The organism is Amphibiibacter pelophylacis (assembly GCF_037688875.1).
Taxonomy (GTDB): Bacteria; Pseudomonadota; Gammaproteobacteria; order Burkholderiales; family Burkholderiaceae_C; genus Amphibiibacter; species Amphibiibacter pelophylacis.
The window spans coordinates 157,747-174,776 of record NZ_JAWDIE010000004.1 but is presented as its reverse complement, the minus strand read 5'-3'; the positions used below and the strand labels follow the sequence as shown (position 1 = coordinate 174,776).

Genomic DNA, 17,030 nt, shown 5'->3' with positions numbered 1-17,030 from the left:
ATCGCGGTGCCGCTGCCCGGTCCCTGACGCGCCTGGGCCTGCGCCTGCCAGTGGCGGCGTACGGCCTCCGGGTCCATCCCGGCCCAGCGGGCCAGCTCGATCAGCACCTGCTCGGCCAGCAGGCCTTCGGGGAACTGGCTCCACAGCGGCTGCGCCCTCGCCAGCGCCAGCGTGCGGTCTTCGGCGCTGCCCTGATCCAGCCCTTCTGTGACATGCTGCTGCAGCAGGCGCGACAGCGGCAGCGCGGCGTCAACCTGGGCGCGAAAGGCGTCCAGGCCCAGTTCGCGCACAAAGCTGTCGGGATCGTGCTCGGTCGGCAGGAAGAGAAAGCGCAGCCGCCGCGTGTCGGTGGCCAGCGGCAGCGCGGCCTGTAGTGCGCGCACGGCGGCGCGGCGTCCGGCAGCGTCGCCGTCAAACGCGAAAACGACCGAATCGGTGAAGCGCAGCAGCTTGTGCAGGTGATCGGCCGTGCAGGCCGTGCCCAGCGTCGCCACCGCGTTGCCCAGGCCCGACTGCGCCAGCGCGACCACGTCCATATAGCCTTCGACCATCAGGGCGTAGCCCTGTTTGCGGATGGCCTGACGGCCTTCGTACAGGCCGTAAAGCTCCTTGCCTTTGCTGAAAACCGGCGTTTCGGGCGAGTTGAGGTATTTGGGCTCCCCCTGGTCGAGCACGCGCCCGCCAAATCCGATGATGTCGCCCTTGACCGAGCGGATCGGGAACATCACACGGTCGCGGAAGCGGTCGTGGTGGCGCCGCGTGCGTCCCGGGTCGGGCGCGGTGTCGCTGTCCTCGTCGCCCTTGGCGATAACCAGGCCAGCAGTGACCCACAGCGCCTGTTCGGCCGGGTCGGCGGGCAGGTGGCGGGCCAGGAAATCCCAGCCAGCCGGGGCGTACCCCAGGCCGTAAGTGCGGATGACGGCCTCGTTCAGGCCACGCCGATCCAGATAGCTGCGCGGGCGCGGCGTGGCGGCCAGCTGCTGCACATAGCGCTCCTGCGCCTGCGTCATGACGCTGACCAGGGTCTGCTGCTCGCGCACCTGCTGCTGGCGCTGGGCGCGCTGCGCGGGCGTGGCGGGGCGTTCTTCCGGCACCGTCATGCCCGCCATGCTGGCCAGATCCTGCACGGCTTCGACAAAGCCCAGGCCGTGGTGATCCATCAGAAAGCCCACCGCGTTGCCGTGCACGCCGCAGCCAAAGCAGTGCCAGGTGCCGCGCTGCGGCGTCACCACAAAGCTGGGCGTTTTCTCGCCGTGAAACGGGCACAGGCCTTTGAACAGGGCTCCGGCCTTTTTCAGGCTGACCGCGCGTCCGACGACTTTGACGATGTCGGTGCGGTCCAGCAGCTCGTTGACAAACCCCGGCGGGATCATGCGCCGTCGTCCTGCGACGTGCGCGGGCCAGATTCTTCCGCCAGCGCGGCGGCGCTGCACCAGTCGTACCAGGCCGGACCCTTGAACACCGGGTTGCCCAGCAGGAAATCCAGCGCGAAGCTGGCGATCACCGGCAGCGGCTGATCCTGTCCAGGGAGCGAAACGGCGTGCTGGCGCTGACGCAGATCGCGCAGCGGCGCCTGGCCGCCGACCAGCGCCAGCGCGGCCTGGCGGCCCAGCGCCAGCAGGGCGGCGGGGCGGTGGGCGGCCACGCGTCCGGCCAGCCAGGGCTGGCAGGCGGCCAGTGCGCTGGCATCGGGAGCGCTGTCGGCGCCACTGCCGTCAAAGCACTGCACAGCCCAGGTCAGCGCCACGTCCTGGCGCGTCCAGCCCAAGGTGCGCAGGAACTGGTCCAGCAGCGCCCCCCGGGCGTCGGCCAGCAGCGCGTCGGGGCGCTGATCATCCTGCCGGGAGGGCGCGTCCAGCACCAGCCAGAGCCGGGGCGCGGGCTGCGGCGCATCGGCCTGCCACGGCCCCCAACCGGCCAGCGCCTGCTGGCGCCGCGCGCCGCGCTGGCACTCGCGGCAGTCCTGCCAGGCGTTCTGGCTGACGGGCTGGGCCGGACGCTCGCCCAAAGGCTGAAGCGTGATCGCGTCACGGACTGGCGGCAGGGCGGGCGCTGCGGGTGGCGCAGGCTGAAGGGGTGCGCGTGGCGCTCGGGCGGTGGTTTGTGCGGGAGATGTTGGCGATGTGGGAGATGCGGGCGATGTTGGCGCTGCCGAAGCAGGCGCCTGCGCCGGAGCTGCAACGGGCGTCACCGCCCCCGCTTGGGGTTCTGGCGCAGCCTTGGGCTCCGCCGGGGTGCGCTGCACCAGCTCCACCCAGCGCAGGCCCATATGGCCCAGCGCGGCCTGGGCGCTGGCGTCCAGCAGCAGGGGGTCGTCGCGCGTGGCCAGGCTCATGATGCGTCGCCCGCTGAACCGGTCAGGCCGCAGCGCAGCACCCGTGCGTCTTCCACCGGCTGGCTGTAATAGGTCTTGCGCAGGCCGCAGTCGGTGAAACCGGCGGCGCGGTAAAGCGCCAGCGCGGCGTCGTTGCTGGCGCGCACTTCCAGGAACATCTCGCGCGCGCCGCGTTGGCGGGCGGCGTCTTTCCAGGCGGCGACAAGGCGCATCGCAACGCCCGTGCGCTGGGCGTCTGGCGTCACCGCCAGGCCCTGCAGCTCGGCGCTGTCGGCGGCCACCTGGCCCGCCAGCCAGCCGCACAGCGGGGCGCCTTTGGCGTCGCCCGCAAACTCGCCCAGCAGCGTCTCGCCCGCCGCCAGGCTGGTGGCCAACTGGCCGCGGCTCCAGGGCGGGGTCCAGCCCCGGGCCGAGTAGGCCTGCTGCTGCACGGCCAGGACGGCGTCCAGATCGTTCAGGGTCAGGGCGCGAAGCACGGGCGTCGGCGCTGCCGGGGGGGCGGCCTGCATCTGCGCCTTGGCCTGATCCTGCTGGCGCGCCAGGCGCGCGGCGTCGCGCTCGGCGGTGGTCTGCGCGACCTGATCGCGCACATACAGCGGCAGCGCCGCTTCGGGCGGCACGAGCAGCCCGGCGGCGGCGGCGTCCGCGTGATTGTGCGCCTGGCGCCACTGCTGCTGCGCCAGCGTCGCCAACCCCAGCGCGCGCCAGGGCAGCGGGCCGCCGGGCGCGTCCAGCAGCCGGTCCCGGGTGTCCAGACGCAGCGTCAGCGGGACGATTCCGGCAGCGCTGGAGCCTGCTTCGCGGATCGCATCCAGCGTCAGATCGGCGGCGTGCCAGCCGCGCTGGGCCAGTTCTGCGGGCACGATCTGCGCGGCCAAACGCTGCGGCGCGTTCCCCAGGATGAGCCCGGGATGATCCGGATCGGTCTGCGGCAGGGCGTCCCCCCAGGCCGTGGTGGACATCAGGGTGGGCTGGATGCGGCCACTGCCGGGATGCTGCCACTGCGTCACGCGGCCTTGGGCGTCCAGCACGGCTTGCACGCGGGCCCCGTAAATTTCATCCATGCGCGCATCAATGGCGACCTGCAGGGGCGTGCGCGCCAGGTCCTCAGGTTGGCGGCTTTCGGTGGCCGTCAGGGCCAGCCACGCGGCCTGAGCCACCAGCGCCAGGCTGGACAGCGGCAGAACGGGCTTGCCCAGACCAAACGCCAGCCCCTGGGCGACCGAGCAGGCCAGGCGCAAGCCGGTGAAAGCGCCCGGGCCCTGGCCGAAGGCGATGGCGTCCACGTCGGCCAGCGTGCGCCCGGCTGCGTGCAGCAGGGCCTGCAGCGCAGGCAGCGCCTGGCTGGACGCCTGGGCCGCACCCGGCCCCTGCCACGCCCAGACGGCGTGGCCGTGATCGTCAGCGGCCGACAGCGCCACAGCCAGCACGTCGGACGACGCGTCCAGCGCCAGAATCAGCGTCATTCCAGGTTCACCCATCGCATCCTGCCCGGCGAGAGAGCGGGTTTACACTCGCCAAACCGCCAGTGTAATAGAGCCACCCGACCCCCTGGACCCGATATGTCTCTCTCTTCCCGCCGCCGTTCACTCACTTCGCCTTGGCTGGCGCTGCCTGTTTTAGGCGCTGGTGTCGCGCTGGGCCTGTGGCTGGTCCCGGCCGTGCCGCAGGCCAGCACCCGCCTGCTGGCGGCGCTGCCGCAGGCGCTGAAATCGCCCGCTGCTCCCGAATCCGACCAGATCGATTACCCCAGCTGGCAGCTGGCCAGCGCCGATGCCGCCAGCCTGCCCATGCCGGCTGAAGTCAGTGCTGCCGCCACCCCGGCGCCGCAGCGCCTGCCGCCCGCGCAGTCCTCGCGCCTGCCCGACGCGGTACAGAGCGCCTTCACCCAGGCCGGCATCGTGCCGGGCGCCGTGTCGGTGGTGGTGCAGGCGGCGGGCGATGCGGCCGCCGCGCCGCTGCTGGCGGTGGCGCCCGACACGCCGCGCAACCCGGCGTCGGCGACCAAGCTCTTCACCACCTTCGCCGCGCTGGACACGCTGGGCCCAGCCTGGCGCTGGCAGACGCCGGTGTGGCTGCAGGGCCGCGTGCAGGGCGATACGTTCAAGGGCGATCTGGTCGTGCAGGGCCAGGGCGACCCGCAGCTGGTGGTCGAGCGCCTGTGGCTGGCGCTGTGGCCGCTGTGGCAGCAGGGCGTGCGCCGCATCGAAGGCGATATCGTTCTGGACAACCAGGCCTTTCGCCTGCCCCAGACCGACCCGGCCGCTTTTGATGGCGAGGGCGACCGCAGCTACAACGTGCAGCCCGACGCGCTGCTGCTGAATTACAAGGCGGTGACGCTGGCCTTCACGCCGCGCCCTCTTGAAGGCGTGGCGCAGGTCGAGGCCCTGCCGCCGCTGGCCGGGCTGGCTGTGCCGCCGACCGTGCCGCTGGCCGATGGCCCCTGCGGCGACTGGCAGAGCCGCGTGGGCCGCCAGCTCACAGCCAGCGGTGTGGCGTTTTCGGGCCGCTACCCGGCGGCCTGCGGCGTGCGCCAGTGGTCGCTGGCGCTGGATCCGGCACACTTCAACGCCCGCGCGCTGCAGGGGCTTTGGACGGCCATGGGTGGCACGCTGACGGGGCAGGTGCGCTCCGGCGCCGCGCCGCTGGCACCGCCGACCTGGTCGCTGGATTCGCCGCCCCTGGCCGAGGTGGTGCGCAACGTCAACAAATACAGCAACAACGTGATGGCGCAGCAGATTTTCCTCACCATGGCGCTTCAGCAGCGCCGCGCGCCCGCACCGGCTGAGCCGGCCTCTGACCCGGAAGAAGCGGCCAGCGCAGCTTCGGCCGCTGCGTTGCCACCTGCGCTGTCGCCCCTGCCTTCGGTCACGCTGGACGATGCCCGTGCCAGCCTGTCGGGCTGGATGCAGGACCGCCTGGGCCTGGCGCCCGGCAGCTTCGTGATCGACAGCGGCTCGGGACTGTCGCGCCACACGCAGCTCTCGGCCGTCCAGTTCACGCGTCTGCTGCAGACGGCCTGGGGCAGTGCGGTGATGCCCGAATTTGTCAGCAGCCTGCCGCTGGTCGGGGTGGATGGCACGTTGCGCAAATCGCACGCCACGCCGGGCAGCGGCCACCTCAAGACCGGTACACTGCGCGACGTCAAGGCCGTGGCCGGTTATGTGCGCGGGCGCAATGGCCGCATGTACACCCTGGTGGCGCTGGTCAATGGCGCGGGCGCTGAAAAGGCCGCCCGGGCTTTTGATGTCCTGATCGACTGGGTCGCCACCCAGAACTGACCGCCGCCAGACCTCTAATTTCACGGACGCCCCCATGCTGCGCCAGATTTTTCTCGATACCGAAACCACCGGCTTCTCGCCCGACGAGGGCGACCGCATCGTCGAAATCGGTTGTGTGGAGTACATCGGCCGCGAACCGACAGGCAACGACCTTCATTTCTACCTTAACCCCGAGCGCGACAGCAGCGAAGGCGCACTGCGCGTACACGGCCTGACGACCGAGTTCCTGAGCGACAAACCCCTCTTCGCCGCCATCGCCCGCGAGCTGGCCGATTACCTGCGCGGCGCCGAGGTCATCATCCATAACGCGCCCTTCGACACGGCCTTTCTGGACGCCGAGTTTTCGTCCTGCGGCCAGCCGCGCCTGAAGGATCTGGCCAGCACCATCACCGATTCGCTGGTGCTGGCGCGTCAGACCTGGCCGGGCAAGATGAACTCGCTGGACGCGCTGTGCAAGCGCCTGGACGTGGACAACACCGGCCGCACCCTGCACGGCGCGTTGCTGGACGCGGGGCTGCTGGGCGAGGTTTTCGTGCGCATGACGCGCGGCCAGAAAACCCTGTTCGGCGAACGCGACGAGGCTTCCGGCGCCAGTAGCGTCAACGGCCAAAAGGCGCTGCGCCGCAGCCTGCCCCCCGCGCTGCGCGGCCTGGAGCTGCCCGTGCCCGTCGCCAGCGCCGAGGAGCTGGCCGCGCACCAGGCGATGTTGTCCGAAATCGACAAATCCAGCGGCGGCAAGCTCAAGTGGCCCAAAGCTGTGCCATAATCTTTGCTTACCGATTTTTGCGATGCCGCTCTTACAGCGGTACAGTGCACAATTCGGGCGGTTAGCTCAGTGGTAGAGCACTGCCTTCACACGGCAGGGGTCACAAGTTCGAATCTTGTACCGCCCACCAGTACATTCAAGGCCTTGCAGCGATGCAGGGCCTTTTTGTTTCTGGTGCGCGGGGTTTAGACGGATGGCCGGGCGAAATGGGCATCCATCCCGCTAAAGCGGAAGTCGATTTGATCCCGCAGTCCGCTCAGGTCGGTTTTTCGGACCAGATCGCCTTGTCCTTCGGCCAGCACGCGCCTCAATATGCCAGCCGCGCCACCTCGCGCAGCTCCTGCGCGGTGGCGGACGGGAAGCCGAAAAATTCCAGATAGGCGGGAATCATCTCGAAGAGCATGTCCGAGCCCACCTGCACGCGGCAGCCTCGCGCGGCGGCGGCGGTCAGGAAGGCGGTCATTTCGGTGCGCATGACGACTTCGCCGACAAAGGTGTCCGGCGACAGGCGCGAGACGTCAATGGGCAGGGGATCGCCCTCGTTCATGCCCATGGGCGTGGCGTTGACGACCAGATCGAAGCCCGCCGGGTCGCAGTGGCCGGTGGCGACGTCGATATCCGTGTAGTTCTCGCGGATGCGCTGCGCCAGGCCTTCTGCGGCGGCGGCGTTGACATCAAACACGCTGATGTGCGCGATGCCTGATCCGGCCAGCGAGGCCGCGATGGCGCAGCCCACGCCGCCGCTGCCCACCACCAGCACGCGGGCGCCGCCCAGGGCCAGGCCCTTGCGCTGCACGCCACGCACGAAACCGGCCCCATCGAACTGATCGCCCCCCAGACGCCCGTCCGGCAGGCGGCGCACGGCGTTGCACGCCCCGGCCACGCGCACGGTGGGCGTGACCTCGTCGAGCAGCCCCACCGTCACCACCTTGTGCGGCATGGTGATCAGCGCGCCACGGATGTTGGTCAGCGTGAACAGGCTGCGCAGGAAGGCCGGGTAATCGGCGCTCTGGCAGCCCATGGGCACGACCAGGGCGTTGACCCCGGTCTTTTCAAACCAGGGGTTGTAGATCATCGGCGACTTGAAGCTGTGCGTCGGGTAGCCGATGTGGGCGATGAGTTCGGTGTGGCCGTTGATCATGGGACTGCTTTCAGAAAAGAACTGCGGTGCTGCGCGGCTCAGGAGGCAAACTCTTCGGAAAACACCTCGCTGGTGCCCTGCGCGTTGTAGCGTGCGCCGACCACCTGCTCGTGGCGCAGCGCGGCGCTGGCCCGTGCGATCAGCCCGGGCGGGATCGTCAGGCCGAGTGCGGCCTGGTTCTCCCGCAGGTGTTCAGCGCGCTGCGTGCCGGGGATGGCGTGCACGTGCGTCCCCTGCGCCAGCACCCAGGCCAGCGCCAGTTGCGCCAGCGAGCAGCCGGCCTCGTCGGCCAGCGCCTGCAGGGCAGGCAGCAGGCGCAGGTTGGCGGCGTAGGCGTCCGGGGCAAAGCGGGGCATGTGGCGGCGGATGTCGCCTGCGGCCAGATCGTCCACCTGGCGCAGGCGGCCGGTCAGGAAACCCCGGCCCAGCGGGCTGAAAGCGACCAGCGCCACGCCCAGTTCGCGGGTGGCGTCCAGCAGCGCGATTTCGGGGTTGCGCGTCCACAGCGAGAACTCGTTCTGGATGGCGGTGATGGGCGCCTCGGCGTGCGCCTGGCGCAGCAGCGCCACCGACACCTCCGACAGGCCGATGCCGCCGATTTTGCCCTCGGCCTGCAGCCGGGCCAGTTCGCCCACGCTCTCGGCGATGGGCACGCGCGGGTCGTGCCGGTGCAGGTAGTACAGGTCGATGTGATCGGTCTGCAGGCGGCGCAGCGAAGCCTCGCACTGCGCGCGCAAGGTGGCGGGGCGGCCGTCGATGACGCGCACCAGGCGCCCGCTACCTTCCACATCCACGCCGCCCATGCCGCATTTGCTGGCCAGGAAAAAGCGCTGGCGCTCGCCGCGCAGCGCCTGGCCGACCAGCGTTTCGCTGGCGCCAAAGCCGTAGAGCGTGGCCGTGTCGAAGTGATCCACGCCCAGATCCAGCGCCTGGCGGATCAGCGCGCGGGCCTGCTCGTCGGGCAGGGCGGCGCCGTAGGCGTGGCAGACGTTCATGCAGCCCAGGCCGATGGCCTGGACACGGGCGCGGCCCAGAGGGCGGGGAGAAGACAGCGAAGAAGGCTGGGAAGAATCCGTCATGCATAAGCTCCAGGGTGAGTGCCGGGGTGAGTGCCGCGAAGGGCGCGCAGGCCGGGCGGCAGCGTCAGCGGCGCGCTGCGGTGCAGCACCTCGTGGACCAGCCACAGTGTGCTGGCGCGGGCGCGCTCGGCCACGGTATCCAGCGGCAACTGCTGGTAATCGTCGTTAAAAACCTCGTAACTGTAATCGCCCGCGTAGCCGATGGCGTCCAGCTTGAGCACCAGTTGCGCCAGCGCCTCGCTGTGCACGCCTTCGCCGGGAAAGACGCGGAAGGTGCGCGCTGTCTGCATGCGGTCCTCAAAGGTGGGCGTGTCCTGCCACATGAAATCCGACAGCTGGACGAGGAAGATTTTGTCGGGGTCGATCTGCTCCAGCGCGTCCAGGGGCGTTTCGCTGGCGAAGATGTGGAAGGAATCGATGCCTATGCCCAGGTTGGGCGCGTTGGCACGCTCGACCAGGTCCCAGGCCTGGGTGAATTCGTTGACGTGACGTCCCCAGGAGAGCGCCTCGTAGGCGACGCGGATGCCCAGCGGCAGCGCCATCATGGCCAGCTTGTGCAGATCGCGGGCGAGCTTGTCCGGATCGCTGCTGGCGTGGCGCGAGGTGGACGAGCAGGCCAGCAGCACGCGGCTGCCCAGCGCGGCGCACATCTGCAGCATGCTCTGCGCGATATCCACCTTGTAGTGGTGCAGGTGATCGGACAGGCCTTCGAAATCGCGCAGCACCTGAAAGCCCGTCGGACGCAGGCCACTGGCGCGCACGGCGGCCACGGCCGCATCGACGCCGCCTGGGTGTCCGACCAGATCGCGCGCCGACAACATCACCTGGCTGAATCCGGCGCGCTGCATGGCTGCCAGCCGGGCCTCCAGCGGTCCGGCCAGGGTGATGGTGTCCATGCCAAAGCCGTCCAGGCGCTTCATGACACGCTCCATTCGGGGCGGCGCACCAGCTCGAAGGCCACCCCACCCAGCTCGCCGCGCGTGAGGGCTCCGTGGGCGCCGGTCTCGCCCTGGCGCAGCCCGGCGGCTTCGACAAAGCGCACGCCGCGCGCCTGCAGCGCCTGCACGGCGCCAGAAACGTCGTGCGTGCCAAGGCCGATGCGCTGCAGGTATTCGCTGCTGGGCGTGATCGCGTCGCCCCAGGTTTCGGGCTCGATAAGCTGCCAGAAAAAGCGGTGGCAGGGGCTGCGCAGCACCCGGCCCTTGGGCAGGATGCCAAAGCGTTCGTCGTCCGGCAGCGGCGTGAAGCCCAGCAGGTGGCCGTACCAGGCCTGCCAGTCGCTGGCGCGATCCAGGCCGACGTACTGCACCAGGCCGAAATAATCCATGCCCGCGATCGCCGGGGGGTGCGTGTCCACGCCCGGAATCGGGACGAAATCGATGTCGAAAATGGAGAAATCCCGCCAGCGGTCCACCCAGTAAAAGCGGCTGCCGCCGGGGCCCTGGATGGCCGGAATGTGCAGCTCCATGCCGCGCGCGTGGCTGGGCACGTCCCAGGCGCCGAGATCCAGGCAGTGGGCGTGGGCGCGCTGGGCGTCCTGCACGCGAAAGGCCACCGCCGATAGCACGGGCTGGCTGTCGCGCGCAGCGACCACGCGGCTGTCGTCGGGGCTGGCGTTGACGACCAGATTCATGCCGCCCTGGCGGTAGAGCGTCACCTCGCGCGAGCGGTGGCGGGCGACCGGGCAGAAGCCCATGGCCTCCAGCACCTGGCCCAGCGCCTGCGGGCGGTGGGTGGCGTATTCGACGAACTCGATGCCGTCCATGCCCAGGGGGTTGGGCGGGCTGGGAATGTCCTCGCGGACCATGGGCTGATCGCTCATTGCGCTCTCCTGCAAGTCATGGGTGCATCCTGGCACGGGGTGGCCGGGAGGATGGGTGGACGGAAAGACCGGCTTGGGGGTCTTGTCCGCTCAGGCGCCCAGCTGCTGCTCCAGCCCGTGCAGCACGCGGTAGCAGGGCAGCACCTGCGCCAGGCTGGCATTGGGCTCGCGGCCTTCGCGGATGGCGGCGAAGAACTCGCGGTCCTGCAGCTCGATGCCGTTCATGCTGACGGCCACGGGGCTGACGTCAATTTTCTCGTCCTTGCCGGTGTACAGGTCGTCGTAGCGCGCGAGGTAGGTCGCGGTGTCGCCGATGTAGCGGAAGAAAGTGCCCAGCGGGCCGTCGTTGTTGAAGGACAGGCTCAGCGTGCAGATCGCGCCGTTTTCGGCTTTCAGCTGCAGGCTCATGTCCATGGCGATGCCCAGCGTGGGGTGGATCGGGCCCTGGAGGGCGTTGGCCTTCACAATGGGCGAGCCAGACTGGTAAGCGAACAGGTCAACCGTGTGCGCGGCGTGGTGCCACAGCAGGTGGTCGGTCCAGGAGCGCGGTTGGCCCAGCGCGTTCATGTTGCTGCGCCGGAAGAAATAGGTCTGCACATCCATCTGCTGGATGCTGAACTCGCCCGCCGTGATCCGCTGGTGCACGTACTGGTGGCTGGGATTGAAGCGGCGCGTGTGCCCGCACATGGCCACGAGGCCGGTTTTGCGCTGCAGGTCCAGCAGCGCCTCGCCCTCGGCCAGCACGTCGCACAGCGGGATCTCGACCTGCACGTGCTTGCCCGCTTCCAGGCAGGCATTGGCCTGCGCGGCGTGCATCTGCGTGGGCGTGCACAGGATGACGGCATCAACTTCCTTCAGCGCCAGGCTGTCGGCCAGTTCGGTGCTGACGTGGGCGATGCCGTACTGGTCGGCCACCTGGCGCGTCTTGTCCAGATCGCGGCTGACGAGCGAGACCACCTCGACGCCCTCGATGTTCCTGATGCCGTCCAGATGCTTGATGCCGAAGGCGCCAGCGCCAGCGAGTGCGACTTTGATTGTCATGGGGAATCCTTATGCGTTTTCCAGAATGAGGTGGCCCACCGCCGTGTTGCTGGCAGGCACATGGTAGAAGCGGTGCGCGACGCGCGGCGGGCGGCCGCTGCCCGCAACGTCGCTCATGGCGCCGCGCGCGATCAGCCACATCACCAGTTCGATCCCTTCGCTGCCGGCCTCGCGCACGTAATCAATGTGCGGTGTGGCGGCGCAGGCGGCCGGATCGGCGATCATCTGGTCCAGCCAGGCGTTGTCCCACTCGCGGTTGATCAGCCCGGCGCGCGCGCCCTGCAGCTGGTGGCTCATGCCGCCCGTGCCCCAGATCTGCACGTTCAGGTCTTCGTCAAAGCTCTCGACGGCGCGGCGGATGGCCTGGCCGAGCTGGAAGCAGCGCTGGCCCGAGGGCACGGGGTACTGCACCACGTTGACGTGAAAAGGGATGACCGGACAGGGCCAGGCGCCGTGCACCGGATCCTGCTCGCCGCACATCAGCGACAGCGGCACGGTCAGGCCGTGATCGACATCCATCCTGTTGACCAGGGTCAGATCAAAATCCTGCTGGATGACGCTTTGCGCGATGTGGCTGGCCAGCTCCGGGTGGCCCTGGACCACGGGCACCGGCCGCGCGCCCCAGCCCTCGTCGGCGGGATTGAACTGCGCGCCCGTGCCCAGCGCGAAGGTGGGGATCAGGTCCAGGCTGAAGGCCGTGGCGTGGTCGTTGTAGACCAGAAAGATCACGTCCGGGCGATTGTCCCTGAGCCATCGGCGCGAAAAATCATAGCCCGCGAACAGCGGCTTCCAGTAATCCTCCCCGGTTTTCTGGAGATCCATGGCCACGCCGATGGCGGGCACGTGCGAGGTGTAAACGGATGCGGTGATGCGGGCCATGTCAATCCTTTGTGTGTCCGGCCTGGCCTTGCGGCTGGCGGTGGGGCTGGGCGTCGCCGTCCTCGCCCAGGTAGCGGTTGCCTTCGATGGAGCGGCCGCCCGACACCATCATGTGGCGGTATTTCTGCTCGCTCATGCCGGTCATGGACCCGGCCATCTGCTGGAAGGACAGGCCGTCGGTGGCGCCGATGCGCGCCAGGAAGTAGATGTTGCCGCCCTGCGCCATGCAGGCGTTCAGGTCACGCGCCAGCACGGCGGCTTTCTGCGCCTCGGTCATCGGCCACTCATCCAGGTAGGCGCGCTCGTCGGCCTTGAAGCGGGCGCGGTTCTCCGCCTTCATCAGGCTGGTGCAGAACTGGTTGAGCCAATACCCTTTGCGCGATTGCTCCGCGTCGAAAATCGTGGTGCCAGGAATGTCCTGATAGGGTTTGTCCAGGGCCATGGTCATGCCTCCTCGGGCCAGTACAGCCGCATCGGGTTATCGACCAGCAGCTTGCGCTGAAGTTCGGGCGTCGGTGCGATGTGGGGGATGAAATCGACCAGCAGGCCGTCGTCGGGCATGTGGTCCTTGAGGTTGGGGTGGGGCCAGTCGGTGCCCCACAGCACGCGGTCGGGGAACTCTTCCACCACGCGGCGCGCGAAAGGCACGACATCGGCGTAGGCGCTGCGCTCACCGTCCAGCGCCTTCGGTCCGGTGACCGACAGGCGTTCGGGGCAGCTGACCTTGCTCCAGACGTTGGGGTGCTCGCGCATGAATTTCAGGAAGAGCCCGAACTGCGGCCCGTCCACCGGCAGGCTGACGTCGGGGCGGCCCATGTGGTCCACGACGACGGTGGTCGGCAGTGCGGTGAAGAAATCCCACAGCTCGGGCAGATCGACCGCCTCGAAGTAGATCACCACGTGCCAGCCCAGCGGTTTGATGCGCGCGGCGATCTCCAGCAGCTCGTCTCTGGGCGTGAAATCGACCAGGCGCTTGACGAAGTTGAAGCGCACGCCGCGCACCCCGGCCTCGTGCAGCGCCTGCAGTTCGGCATCGCTGATGCTGCGCCGGACGGTGGCCACGCCGCGCGCATGGCCACCGCTGTGCTGCAGCGCATCGACCATGGCGCGGTTGTCGGCGCCATGGCAGGTGGCCTGCACGACGACGTTGCGCGCAAAGCCCAGATGGTCGCGCAGCGCAAAGAGCTGCGCCTTGCTGGCGTCGCAGGGCGTGTACTTGCGCTCGGGCGCGTAGGGGAACTCGGCGCCGGGGCCAAAAACGTGGCAGTGCGCATCCACCGCCCCGGCCGGCAGCCGGAACGCCGGCTGGCTCGGGCCCGCGTACCAGTCCAGCCAGCCGGGGGTTTTGGTGCAATCGCCTGAGGTGGGTTTGTTCATGGTGCAGTTCTTGAATAATCTGGGGTCGGCTCAGCGCATCGCGCCACGGGTTTCTGGCGTGAACGCCAGGGCCAGCAGGTAAAGCAGGGCGATGACGGCGGTCACGCCCACCAGCGTCGCAGCCAGGCCGGTGGCCTGCGCCGACAGCAGCGAGACCAGCACCGGCGTGGCTCCGCCCAGCGAGAAGCCGATGTTCCAGGACACCGCCGTCCCGGTTGATCGGATGGCGGTGGGAAACAGCTCATTGAGCACGATCAGCAGCGGGGCGTAAGCCAGCGTGCCCAGCGCACTGAGCGCTACGGCCAGCCAGGCGATCTCGGCTGTGGATGTTGCCCCACCCAGCGCACGGTAGAGCAGTGGAATGCCCACCAGGCTGATCAGCCCGTAGATCGCCATGGCCTTGCGGCGGCCGATCAGATCGGTGATCCAGCCCGCCAGCACGGAGCTGGTCATCACGGCAAAGGCGCAGGCGCTCAGGATCAGGCCGGTCTCCTGCGCGGGCAGATGGCTGACCAGGCGCAGGAAGCTGGGCAGATAGCCCGAGGTCAGATAAGACAGCGCGCCGCCCGCAAACGTCAGTGCGATGCCAATCGCGGCGGCGCGCCGGTTGCCGGGCTCCAGCAGGCGCCGGGCGGGCGGTTTTTCGCGCTTCACCGGCGCGGCGGCCTTGTGCTGCTGCAGCGAAGCCCACAGCGGCGATTCCTGCAGCTGCGTAAAGACCAGCAGGCCCAGCACCGAACTGAGCAGACCGCTGAAGAACATCACGCGCCAGCCCCACTCGTCGAAAGCCGGACCGGGGAAGAGCGTGCTGGCCAGCAGAAAGACCAGAGAGGCCATCAGCTTGCCGACGCCGGAGCCCCCGCCCGAAATGATGCCCGAGGCCAGACCGCGCCAGCGCGGCGCGATCGATTCCGTGCCCAGCGTGTGCGTCGAAGCGACCATGCCGCCCATGAACACGCCCTGGATCAGGCGCAAGGCCAGAAACAGCAGCGGCGCCAGCACGCCGACCTGCTGCAGCGTCGGCAGCGCGCCCATCAGCGCGGTGCTGGTGCCCACGCCCACCGAGGCAATGACCATGGCGCGTTTGCGTCCGTGCGTATCGGCCAGCGGGCCGAACAGCATGCCGCCGACCGGACGCATCAGCAGCGTGGCCGTGAACGAAGCGTAGACCGCTGCCAGCGACAGCATGGGCACATCCGAAGGAAAAAACAGGCGCGCCAGCACCGGTGCCACATACAGCAGGATGAAAAGATCAAACAGATCGAATGCCCAGCCCAGGCAGGAAAAGCCCACGGCCAGCATGGCCTGACGCTGGGGCAGCGGCGGCGCAGCAGCGCTGCCGTGTCCAGTGATGGTGGTGGCAGTCATCGCCGTGCCCTCAACCGACATACCGCAAACCCGCAGCCGCCAGCGGTTCGCGCATTTTGTACATGTCCAGGCCCAGCACGCCGCTGGCCAGTCTGGCGCGTTTTTCGCCCTCGAAGCTTTCGCGCCTGACGGAGGCCTCCAGCGCGGCGGCGGCCATGGCGCGGGGCACGCAGACCACGCCGTCGTCGTCGGCGACGATGACATCGCCCGGCGTGACAAAGGCCCCGGCGCAGACCACGGGAATGTTGACGCTGCCCAGCGTCGCCTTGATCGTGCCTTTGCTGGAAATGGCGCGGGACCAGACCGGAAAGTTCATCTGCTGCAGGGTTTTCACGTCGCGCACGCCCGCGTCGATGATCAGGGCGCGGGCGCCGCGCGCCTGGAAGCTGGTGGCCAGCAGATCGCCGAAATAGCCGTCGGTGCAATCGGCGGTGACGGCGGCGACGACCACATCACCGGGCTGGATCTGTTCGGCGGCCACGTGCATCATCCAGTTGTCGCCGGGCTGCAGCAGCACCGTCACGGCCGTGCCGCTGACTTGGCAGCCGGGGTAGATCGGGCGCATATAGGGCTTCATCAGGCCGACGCGGCCCAGGGCCTCGTGGACGGTGGCGGAACCGAATCCGGCCAGTTCGTCGCTGACGGATTTTTCGGTGCGGGTGATGTTGCGGTAAACCACGCCAAGTTCGTACATGTCAGTCTCCTGTGTCAGTGCGGGCTCAGAGGCCCCGGGCGGCGAGGCGCGCATCCAGGCGCGGGAAAACGCGGCGCGCGTTGCCTTCAAACACCTGGTGGCGCTGGGCCTCGGTCAGGTGGGGTGTGGCGGCCACGTAGCGTCTGGTGTCGTCAAAATAGTGGCCGGTCTCGGGGTCGATGCCGCGCACGGCGCCGATCATTTCGCTGGCGAACAGGATGTTGTCCACCGGGATCACCCGGGTCAGCAGATCAATGCCGGGCTGGTGATAGACGCAGGTGTCGAAGAAGATGTTGTTGAGCAGGTGGTCCTGCAGCAGCGGTTTTTTCAGCTCCTGCGCCAGACCCCGGAAGCGGCCCCAGTGGTAGGGCACCGCGCCGCCGCCGTGCGGGATCAGGAAGCGCAGCGTCGGGAAATCCTTGAACAGGTCGCTGGTCAGGCACTGCATGAAGGCCGTGGTGTCGGCGTTGAGGTAGTGCGCGCCCGTGGTGTGGAAGCAGGCGTTGCAGCTGGTGCTGACGTGAATCATCGCCGGGATGTCGTACTCGACCATCTTTTCGTAGATCGGGTACCAGTGGCGGTCGGACAGCGGCGGGCTGGTCCAGTGGCCGCCGGACGGGTCCGGGTTCAGGTTGATGCCGACGTTGCCGTACTGCTCCACGCACTTCACCAGTTCGGGGATGCAGGTGGCCGGATCGACGCCCGGGCTTTGCGGCAGCATCGCGGCGGGCACGAAGTGATCGGGGAAGAGCTGGCTGACGCGGTAGCACAGCTCGTTGCAGATCGCCGCCCAGGTGCTGCTGGTGGAGAAATCGCCCACGTGGTGCGCCATGAAGCTGGCGCGCGGGCTGAAGATCGTGAGGTCGCTGCCGCGCTCGCGCATCAGGCGCAGCTGGTTGGTCTCGATGGTTTCGCGGATGTCGTCGTCGCTGATTTTCAGCTCGGACGCTTTCGGCGCCCGCGAGGGGTCACTCAAAGCGGCGACCTGCAGATCGCGCCAGGCGCCCAGCGCCGCCGGGGCCGTGGTGTAGTGGCCATGCACATCGATGATCAAGGGTGTGTTGCGGCTCATGGGGGTCCTTGCAGGAGGTGTGGGTGGCGGCGGGTGGGGCCAGCGGCGTGTCATGGCCCCTATTTTTCCCGCCGGGTGGACGCTTGCCCAGACCTTGGGCGCTCTAGCAGTTATGCCAAAGCGCTATGCAGTGGGTCGGGGTATGCCTGTTGTTCGATGAGGGCCGGTGGATTTA

General features: G+C 68.7%; 16 protein-coding genes and 1 tRNA gene. 3 read left to right on the top strand and 14 right to left on the bottom strand.

What is annotated here, in order from left to right; genetic code table 11:
- The 3 genes from dnaG to tsaB form a co-directional block, all read right to left on the bottom strand.
- A partial coding sequence (gene dnaG / locus RV045_RS04040) for a DNA primase (RefSeq protein ID WP_423234484.1) occupies positions 1-1,373 on the bottom strand: 1,373 nt, incomplete at its 3' end.
- A complete protein-coding gene (locus RV045_RS04035) occupies positions 1,370-2,335 on the bottom strand; it encodes a uracil-DNA glycosylase family protein (protein WP_423234483.1) in 966 nt (321 codons plus the stop codon). The genes dnaG and RV045_RS04035, both read right to left, overlap by 4 nt.
- A complete protein-coding gene (gene tsaB / locus RV045_RS04030; protein ID WP_423234482.1) occupies positions 2,332-3,816 on the bottom strand; it encodes a tRNA (adenosine(37)-N6)-threonylcarbamoyltransferase complex dimerization subunit type 1 TsaB in 1,485 nt (494 codons plus the stop codon). Before tsaB ends, RV045_RS04035 begins: the two co-directional genes overlap by 4 nt.
- An 81-nt stretch (positions 3,817-3,897) precedes the next feature.
- On the opposite strand from tsaB, the gene RV045_RS04025 reads away from it, so the two are divergent.
- The 3 genes from RV045_RS04025 (at position 3,898) to RV045_RS04015 (ending at position 6,512) form a co-directional block, all read left to right on the top strand.
- Positions 3,898-5,616: a D-alanyl-D-alanine carboxypeptidase/D-alanyl-D-alanine-endopeptidase gene (locus tag RV045_RS04025; RefSeq protein WP_423234481.1), complete on the top strand. Its 1,719-nt coding sequence runs from the start codon at positions 3,898-3,900 to the stop codon at positions 5,614-5,616.
- 34 nt (positions 5,617-5,650) lie between these two features.
- Positions 5,651-6,382, top strand: a complete 732-nt coding sequence (gene dnaQ / locus RV045_RS04020) for a DNA polymerase III subunit epsilon (protein ID WP_423234480.1) — start codon at positions 5,651-5,653, stop codon at positions 6,380-6,382.
- Between the two features lie 55 nt (positions 6,383-6,437).
- A tRNA-Val gene (locus RV045_RS04015) sits at positions 6,438-6,512 on the top strand.
- A gap of 177 nt (positions 6,513-6,689) precedes the next feature.
- On the opposite strand, the gene RV045_RS04010 is transcribed toward RV045_RS04015, so the two are convergent.
- From RV045_RS04010 to RV045_RS03960, 11 genes are all read right to left on the bottom strand, one after another.
- Positions 6,690-7,523, bottom strand: coding sequence for a shikimate dehydrogenase family protein (locus RV045_RS04010; protein ID WP_423234479.1), 834 nt, complete (start codon positions 7,521-7,523; stop codon positions 6,690-6,692).
- Positions 7,524-7,561: 38 nt separating this feature from the next.
- Positions 7,562-8,602 carry an aldo/keto reductase gene (locus RV045_RS04005; RefSeq protein WP_423234478.1) on the bottom strand — a complete coding sequence of 347 codons (1,041 nt, stop codon included), beginning with the start codon at positions 8,600-8,602 and terminating at the stop codon, positions 7,562-7,564.
- Positions 8,599-9,522, bottom strand: a complete 924-nt coding sequence (locus RV045_RS04000) for a sugar phosphate isomerase/epimerase family protein (RefSeq protein WP_423234477.1) — start codon at positions 9,520-9,522, stop codon at positions 8,599-8,601. Before RV045_RS04000 ends, RV045_RS04005 begins: the two co-directional genes overlap by 4 nt.
- Positions 9,519-10,424 carry a 4-hydroxyphenylpyruvate dioxygenase gene (locus RV045_RS03995; RefSeq protein WP_423234476.1) on the bottom strand — a complete coding sequence of 302 codons (906 nt, stop codon included), beginning with the start codon at positions 10,422-10,424 and terminating at the stop codon, positions 9,519-9,521. Before RV045_RS03995 ends, RV045_RS04000 begins: the two co-directional genes overlap by 4 nt.
- 90 nt (positions 10,425-10,514) lie before the next feature.
- Complete coding sequence (locus tag RV045_RS03990) at positions 10,515-11,465, bottom strand: Gfo/Idh/MocA family oxidoreductase (protein ID WP_423234475.1); 951 nt, start codon at positions 11,463-11,465, stop codon at positions 10,515-10,517.
- 9 nt (positions 11,466-11,474) lie between these two features.
- Positions 11,475-12,344, bottom strand: coding sequence for a class III extradiol dioxygenase subunit beta (locus tag RV045_RS03985; RefSeq protein ID WP_423234474.1), 870 nt, complete (start codon positions 12,342-12,344; stop codon positions 11,475-11,477).
- A 1-nt stretch (position 12,345) separates the two neighbouring features.
- Positions 12,346-12,786, bottom strand: coding sequence for a protocatechuate 4,5-dioxygenase subunit alpha (gene ligA / locus RV045_RS03980; RefSeq protein ID WP_423234490.1), 441 nt, complete (start codon positions 12,784-12,786; stop codon positions 12,346-12,348).
- 2 nt (positions 12,787-12,788) lie between these two features.
- Positions 12,789-13,721, bottom strand: coding sequence for an amidohydrolase family protein (locus tag RV045_RS03975; protein ID WP_423234473.1), 933 nt, complete (start codon positions 13,719-13,721; stop codon positions 12,789-12,791).
- Between the two features lie 30 nt (positions 13,722-13,751).
- Entirely contained in the window at positions 13,752-15,089 is a 1,338-nt protein-coding gene (locus RV045_RS03970; RefSeq protein ID WP_423234472.1) for an MFS transporter, read from the bottom strand.
- 10 nt (positions 15,090-15,099) lie between these two features.
- Complete coding sequence (ligK, locus tag RV045_RS03965) at positions 15,100-15,783, bottom strand: 4-carboxy-4-hydroxy-2-oxoadipate aldolase/oxaloacetate decarboxylase (protein WP_423234471.1); 684 nt, start codon at positions 15,781-15,783, stop codon at positions 15,100-15,102.
- Positions 15,784-15,808: 25 nt separating this feature from the next.
- Positions 15,809-16,837: an amidohydrolase family protein gene (locus RV045_RS03960; protein ID WP_423234489.1), complete on the bottom strand. Its 1,029-nt coding sequence runs from the start codon at positions 16,835-16,837 to the stop codon at positions 15,809-15,811.
- Between the last annotated feature and the right edge of the window lie 193 nt (positions 16,838-17,030).